The following is a 6,000-nucleotide window of genomic DNA, read 5'->3' on the forward strand; positions in this document are numbered from 1 at the left end:
TCCCGTTATCTTTTTAATCTATGTTTTTGCATAATGAAGTGGATGCTTGTTAGAGAAACTTGCCGAACACGTCTGTTAAAACACCTCTTTTATAACAAATGGGACCGTCTCCGTGAAACAACTTTTATTAAAGTCTGCTGGTTTGATGAGCGCGATACTATTGGCGACGACAGCTTGTGCCGAGCCGAGCGCCACTGATGCTACCAATAATAAAATCAGCTCAAGCGCGCAAACCACGCCAGCCGCTGGCACGGTAGGCCAGTCCGTGGACAAGCGCTTACGCCAGTTACTAACGCAAGCAGGGATTAAGACACAAATAACCTCAATTGTGCCTTCTAAGTTGCCTAATATGTATCAAGTCAACCTAGTAGGGCAGCTACCACTGCATATCACTAAGGATGGCAATTATGTCATCCAAGGCGAGCTACAGAAAAACCCCAGCAAGCGGGTCGTGACAAAAACGCCAGTCCGTAGTAATCGTGACCAAATAGGCAAGCCGGTCAGTGCTACCGTCAAGTCATCGCTACTCGCCAATATGAGTGCGCTGAAAAATATGAGCGCTAAAACACCTTTCTTTTATACGGCAGTGCCGGGCGTTATCTGGGGAGCAACGTTAGAAGGGGTGCCTTTCTTGCTATCGGACGATGCGCAATACATCACTGACAGTGAGATATCCGTCATCGAAAACGGTCAATTTATCGGACTTGATGAAGCGTTTGAAATGCGCAAAAATCAATCAGTATTTGCCGCTTTAGATGAGTCGCAATTGATTACTTATCCCGCTATCAGCGCAGAAAAAGCCATTATTTATGTGGCTACCGATGTCAATTGCCCTTATTGCCGTAAGCTACATCAACAATTTCCTATGCTCAATACCAAAGGTGTCACAGTAAAAACCATCGCTTATCCGATATATGAGCAGTCACCTGCGCAAATGCGTGCCATTTGGTGCCAAGCTGATAAGGACAGCCGCCGCAAAGCCCTTGATAAAGCCATGTTAATTGGGAAAATGACGCCAGCCGCTGCCAGCTGTAATGTTGATTACGTGACGCCCAATCGCGAAAAAGCGGCAGGACTGGCAGTGATGGCCACGCCTGCTATTTATCGTGAAGATGGCGTCCTCTATCAAGCGAGCTTTGAGAGTCCAGAGTTTTTAGAATTTCTAGGTATTAAATAACCTTTGGGCATTAAATAATTTATCGTCTGTCCACTATAAAACTGCCACAAAATCAAACTCGCCAGCCATACTCATGTATCGCGTACACTCGGCTGGCTTGTCTCGATTTTAAAATATCACTTTTAAAACGACTCTTTTCATAAATTACTTTCCTTAAAAAACGCATACCACAGGCGGCGACCTTCATTATTGAAGCGTCTGACGGTAGCAAAGAACTGTTGCCGTTCGGTCTCATTGACCAGCGGTGCGGGCAGCAGCGGATCAAAAATTACGCTGCGGATACCGGCATCACCGAGCAGATAGACGTCACGCAAGGCAGCCTCACGTGGTAGCTTATCTTTGGTGGCCAACCAGTCATTCAATCGTTGTGAGATTTCTTTATAGCTTGCTTCCAGCTGCATATCAGACCAAAGTGATAAGGCTTTTTCCTGTCGAACGCTATCAAAGACGCTGGCTTTAAAAACGGCAGCTTCCTCTCCCAAGCCGAGATCTAACAGTCGTGCGCGTACGGTATCGACGCCGCCCGATAGATTGTTGGGGCGCAGATAAAGACCGGTATCTAGCTCTCGAAAGCCTAACAAGGAGAGCGCGCGTGCACGGGCACGGAGCACTTTACGGTCGCTACGTGGTAGGCCGCCCGTGGTAACGGCGATCCATGTGCTGTCCCATTCTGTCACACGTTGATCCACCGTAGACCATGCCGCTACATCAGCACCCAGTTTTTGCCCTTTGCAGCGATTCCTGCGCTACGCCATGCACCGGCACTGGCAAAAAAATGGTTGCCCAAGCTTCTATCAGCGGAATATGATCCACGTAGCCTGCCAATGGAACAAAAAACAGGCTGTACTATCGGTATGGGCATGACCGAAAAACAAGGCGGCTCAGACCTACGGCGCAATACCACCAGAGCGCTTCGCCGAGAAGATGGAAGCTATGAGATCATCGGTCATAAATGGTTTTTTTCAGCGCCAATGTGTGATGCGCATTTGGTGCTGGCACAGACCGAAGGCGGTCTTAGCTGTTTCTTAGTACCGCGCTTTTTGCCCGATGGCACGCGCAACGCGGTTCGAATACAACGATTAAAGGATAAGCTGGGCGATTGGTCCAATGCTTCATCCGAGGTCGAGTTCCAAGGCGCGTTTGGTGAATTGGTTGGTATAGAAGGGCGCGGCATCGTTACCATTTTAGAGATGGTGGCGTTAACCCGATTGGATTGTATGATTGGCTCTTCAGCACAAATGCGCCAAGCCGTTGTGCAGGCGATTCATCATACTAGCAAGCGCGAGGCTTTTGGCAAACTGCTGGTTGACCAGCCTCTGATGCGCAATGTGTTGGCTGATTTGGCTTTGGAGTCAGAAGCCGCCATCGCTCTGACCATGCGTGTTGCTCGTGCGGTTGAAATGAGTGGCAAAGACCCACATGAGACTGCATTGGCACGCATTGCGACTGCCATTGGCAAGTACTGGATATGCAAGCGCACCCCCGTATTGGTGAATGAAGCGCAGGAGTGTTTGGGCGGTATCGGCTATGTGGAAGAAAATATCCTGCCGCGCCTTTATCGGCAAGCGCCATTGAATTCTATCTGGGAGGGCAGTGGCAATGTGCAGTGCCTCGATGTATTACGCGCCTTACGCAAAGAGCCGGAAACGCGCGACGCTCTATTTGCCGAATTGCAGAATGCTGCTGGTAAGAATGCCCATTACGATGCCGAACTCAAATGCTTGGCGCAACGCTTCGACGATATCGAGACCTTAGAATTTCGGAGTCGTTATGTGATTGAGCGCTTGGCATTGATGCTGCAGGCGTCGATTTTTCTGCTGGGTGATCATACAGACATCGCGACGGAATTCTGCCGTTCGCGCATTGCAGGCGAACACGGATTGACCTTTGGTACTTTGAGCCCCGATGCGCCAGTAGCGCAATTGATTGAACGTGCTGCTGGTGCGACAATAGCGGCACAATAAATCGTCCTGCTATTAGGCCTAAAAAGATATCACGTTTATCGTATGACTTTGGGCGGTATTCCTACCGCCTGTAATTCGATGAGCAGATCAGTAAGAGAAATCTTGGGCAACAGTAGCTTGGGAAATAATGGATCGCGTCGTGCAATTTACAATTTTGAGAACGCTGATTATAGTTGAATCATTATAAAAAACCAATACAGTGCTGCTGGGATGAATTTTGCGCAGCCTCTGTCAGCGTAGACACAGCAAGCAGGTAAAATTTATCCCAGTAGCACTGGCAATATTAGCGTGTCGATTTTATTTCAAATTGACTATATTTAGAGGTTTCAGAAGTAGAATAAGTCAAAACGCTCTATAGAAAAATTCCCCAATAGCCATTCACATTATGTTATGGCAAGACGATATCAACGATTTTCCAATCAATCAGACCGTCGCGCTGCATCTCTACAGTGAGCGGGTAGCCTTTAACTTGACCGCTGATAGTGAAGCAATTGATACCGCAATAGCTCAATGTTGGCTTATCACTGTCTGACCCTTGGGCGGCCTGCTGCTCAAGTTCCGCCGCTTGTTTTTTCATGATTTGCTGCATCTGATTTTGAACCACCGCATTGACATCGCCGCGCTGGATGATTAAGTTTTGAATCAGATTTTTAAGATCGACTTGGTTGCTAGCGATTGCCCATGCAGCGGCCAGCTCCTTGGTCGCGCTATTGGCTTGCCCTTGAGTACTAATCAGTTTTTCGATATTTTGTGGGGTGATTGCACCAGCGACTGCCTGTGTGATAAAGCCATTTGCCGCCTCAGTCAAAGGCGCACCACCCAACTCAGCAACCAATGGATAATGGGTCATGGTATTGGCAAATTGATCGGTCAATTGCGTTTGGATACTTGGACGCAGCTGTTCGTAATCAATGGCGGCAGCGATAGCAGCACCGTCTTTGGCATCATAAGCGTTTTTGAGCTGATAAGCGCTGTAATAAGGCGAGCCGCCATAGACCGCGACTGCAATGACAATCAATAAAACAATCAGCTTTTTCATAAAAATTGCTACCTTAGCACAAACGGAATGGCGGTAAATCTCAAAAATAGGATTTAAAACCCCATTAATATGGCGCTAAATATTAGCATGGCCAGCCTTGATAAAGGTATAAAAACCTTTGCTCAATTCTTAATAAAACCTTTTTTAGCAGGCTTAAAACTTCGTAAGTCAGAATTTCAGCATCCAAGCGCTTGATAAATCATCTTGGCATCTCCATAAATAGCGCAAACTTTTAATAATTGATTTGGCTAAGCAGCATCCCGCCGTATTCGCTTATAAGATTCATAATATTATCGCCTCCGTATTCGCAGTCTGCCATGTTTCATGTGAAACCTTTAAGGACAACTGCGTATAAAAACAAGGTGATAATTGATTAGGGTTGATGAATCGACCAGCCGGCGGCACTGTAAAGACGATAGGAGAGCCCATGAGTAAGCGCGATTTTTATGAAGTATTAGGTGTCAGCAAGACCGCTGACAGCAAGGAAATTAAGCGAGCCTACCGCAAGCTGGCCATGAAATACCATCCAGACCGCAATTCTGATGATCCTGATGCTGAAGACAAGTTTAAAGAAGCCTCGATGGCTTATGAAGTGCTTAGCGATGAAGATAAGCGCTCGGCCTACGACCGTATGGGGCATTCAGCCTTTGAAAATGGCATGGGCGGTGGCGGCTTCGGCGGTGCTGGCGGTGGCAACTTCCAAGACATCTTTGGCGATATCTTTGGCAACTTTGGCGATATCTTTGGTCAATCACGTGGCGGCGGCGGTGGGCGTTCACGTCGCGGCTCGGACTTGCGTTATGTGATTGAGCTGACTTTAGAAGAAGCGGTACGCGGCTGCAAAAAAGAAATCAGCTTTACCGCACCTGCGCCGTGCGAGACTTGTGATGGTAAGGGCGCAAAAGACGCCTCTGATGTCGTGACGTGTCAGATGTGTCATGGTCAGGGCCAAGTGCGTATGCAGCAAGGCTTTTTTGCCGTGCAGCAAGCTTGCCCACAGTGTGGCGGCTCTGGTAAACAGATTAAAAACCCTTGCCCTGACTGTCATGGTAATGGCGTCAAAGACAAATCACGCACGCTAGAAGTATCTATCCCAGCGGGCGTCGATGATGGTGATCGCGTGCGTTTAGCGGGTGAAGGTGAAGCGGGCGGCGCAGGTGTACAAAACGGCGATCTATACGTCGAAGTACGCGTCAAACCGCACAACGTCTTTACCCGTCAAGGTGCCGATCTCTATATGGACGTGCCAGTTAGTATCACCGATGCAGCACTGGGTAAAGAAGTTGAAATCCCAACGCTAGATGGCAAAGTCAAAATCAAGGTCGCCGAAGGTACGCAAAGTGGTAAGTTGCTGCGTGTGCGCGGCAAGGGCGTGACGCCTGTACGCACGACGATGAAAGGGGATTTGATCTGCCGTGTGGTCATCGAGACGCCAGTGAATTTGACACGTGAGCAAAAAGAGCTACTACGCGAATTCCAAGATACACTTGATGGTGATAGCAAACATCAACAGTCGCCACATAAAAAGTCATTCTTCAAAAAGATTGGTGAGTTATTTGACTAAAACGTCTGATTGCTGAATCGCTATATGTAAAGCAAGTAGTTGACACAGGATAAGCATTTCAAATAAGTGGTTAAGTTAGCCTAGAGGTTTCACATGAAACCTCTAGGCTTTTTTATTGAGTGTATCAAAGACAATTGATACATTGATACATTGATATTTGCTAAACTTACGATAAATATTATGCAAAATCCCTTTATTAAAAATAAAGGTGGTGTTCTAAAAAGTATGCTGGCATTAGACGTAGCCATAATTGACA

Annotated in this window: 5 protein-coding genes; 3 read left to right on the top strand and 2 right to left on the bottom strand. The window is 47.4% G+C overall.

Annotation, left to right across the window (positions count from 1 at the left end):
- The first annotated feature begins 112 nt into the window (after positions 1 to 112).
- The gene (locus CXF65_RS09870) at positions 113 to 1,177 is read left to right on the top strand and encodes a thioredoxin fold domain-containing protein (protein WP_101211922.1); all 1,065 of its coding nucleotides are present in this window, start codon (positions 113 to 115) and stop codon (positions 1,175 to 1,177) included.
- A gap of 137 nt (positions 1,178 to 1,314) precedes the next feature.
- Here the strand turns inward: CXF65_RS09870 and CXF65_RS09875 are convergent, their stop codons facing one another.
- Positions 1,315 to 1,866, bottom strand: a complete 552-nt coding sequence (locus tag CXF65_RS09875; protein ID WP_227523245.1) for a PaaX family transcriptional regulator C-terminal domain-containing protein — start codon at positions 1,864 to 1,866, stop codon at positions 1,315 to 1,317.
- Here CXF65_RS09875 and CXF65_RS09880 point away from each other — a divergent pair.
- Positions 1,858 to 3,141 (top strand): acyl-CoA dehydrogenase family protein, encoded by a 1,284-nt coding sequence (locus CXF65_RS09880; RefSeq protein ID WP_227523246.1) that lies wholly within the window; start codon positions 1,858 to 1,860, stop codon positions 3,139 to 3,141. The two genes, CXF65_RS09875 and CXF65_RS09880, sit on opposite strands and share 9 nt — an antisense overlap.
- Before the next feature lie 388 nt (positions 3,142 to 3,529).
- Here the strand turns inward: CXF65_RS09880 and CXF65_RS09885 are convergent, their stop codons facing one another.
- Entirely contained in the window at positions 3,530 to 4,180 is a 651-nt protein-coding gene (locus tag CXF65_RS09885) for a DUF2939 domain-containing protein (RefSeq protein ID WP_101211923.1), read from the bottom strand.
- 427 nt (positions 4,181 to 4,607) lie between these two features.
- Between CXF65_RS09885 and dnaJ the strand changes: the two genes are divergently transcribed.
- The gene (gene dnaJ / locus CXF65_RS09890) at positions 4,608 to 5,744 is read left to right on the top strand and encodes a molecular chaperone DnaJ (RefSeq protein WP_025652943.1); all 1,137 of its coding nucleotides are present in this window, start codon (positions 4,608 to 4,610) and stop codon (positions 5,742 to 5,744) included.
- Positions 5,745 to 6,000: the final 256 nt, after the last annotated feature.

The organism is Psychrobacter sp. Sarcosine-3u-12 (assembly GCF_002836005.1).
Classification (GTDB): domain Bacteria; phylum Pseudomonadota; class Gammaproteobacteria; order Pseudomonadales; family Moraxellaceae; genus Psychrobacter; species Psychrobacter okhotskensis.